Source organism: Microvirga sp. P4_G7 (assembly GCF_056401005.1).
The window spans coordinates 1-1,076 of record NZ_JBFUKD010000964.1; the positions used below are offsets into that span (position 1 = coordinate 1).

The 1,076-nt window shown below is 62.8% G+C and carries 2 protein-coding genes; one reads left to right on the forward strand and one right to left on the reverse strand.

Annotated features, from left to right (window positions below; genetic code table 11):
• On the forward strand, window positions 1-273 hold a 273-nt coding region (locus AC1DT3_RS22250), incomplete at its 5' end, for a hypothetical protein (protein ID WP_477467346.1).
• A gap of 15 nt (window positions 274-288) precedes the next feature.
• Here AC1DT3_RS22250 and AC1DT3_RS22255 read toward each other — a convergent pair.
• Window positions 289-1,076: hypothetical protein (locus AC1DT3_RS22255; protein ID WP_477467347.1), on the reverse strand; the 788-nt coding region annotated here is incomplete at its 5' end.

Below are 1,076 nucleotides of genomic sequence, written 5' to 3' on the forward strand. Positions count from 1 at the left end.
ATGGAAACACCTATCGGTGCCGCGGACACATACGCGGCGTCGATCACGACGAGTACCGAGAATTGTGTGGGGTCGATTAGTCTGCGTGGCCTGGCGGTCGGCAACCAGCGCATCGAATTCCGCCGGAAGGAAGTCGTCGAACAGGATGAATGCGTCATCACGGTCGGGTTCGACCGCACATTCAAGCAGCTGAAGATGAACGAAGGCGTGGGCTGTTCTTTCTACCACGGCGCATCATGTGCATTCGACGGTTCGCTGAAGCGGATCTACTGACGGCCCGTGCCGCAATCATTGCGCCGCGATGATCTCGATGTCGCGATTGAGACCGCTTTCGACCTTGAACTCGCGGGTCTGAACCTTGCCGTCGTGACGAGCGATCAGGACGTAATCGCCCTCCGCCAGTGTCACCGACGGAAAGGCGCCGATGGCTTCACGGATCACGTCGCCGCCTGGCGTCAGAACGCTGAAAGCGGTTCCCGCGAACGCTTCACCGCCTGCGGCAGCGACGAGTTTCAGCGTGACGACGGCTGCGCGATGATTGAGCGTCGCCTCCGTGATCTTGCCTGCCTCGACCTTCAGATCTGCGCGCATGATCGCGTTGGCGTCGCCGTAGGTCGAGACGACGTGATACGAGCCTTCCGGCAATCGGATGATGGCGCCCGCTTTGGCGTCCGCGATCACGAGGCGACCTTCGGAGTTCGAACCGATGGGGACGTACACGGAGAACGAGATCTGGTTCTGCGCGATGGGATTGTCGCCGACCGCGCCTTTGAGACGCAGAGCGCCCGCACTGATGGCGAGGCGCTCGTTGAGCGCTCCGGATTGCGCGCTGATACGCTTCGAAGCGCTGGCAAAGCCATAGGCCACATGTACGATGTAATTGCCAGGCGGCAGGGTGAAGCGCGGATTGGCGGCCGTCGACCGTGCCACGATCACGGGCTGGGTGACGTCGCCTCGATCTTCGTAGACGCGCCAGACGAGGCCGGTGCCGATGGGTTTCCCGCTTTCGGCGAAGGCGGCGGTCGCGCTCAGGGCCACCTGCGTCGCGGGCTGGGGCGCTGGAACCTGGGTCAGTG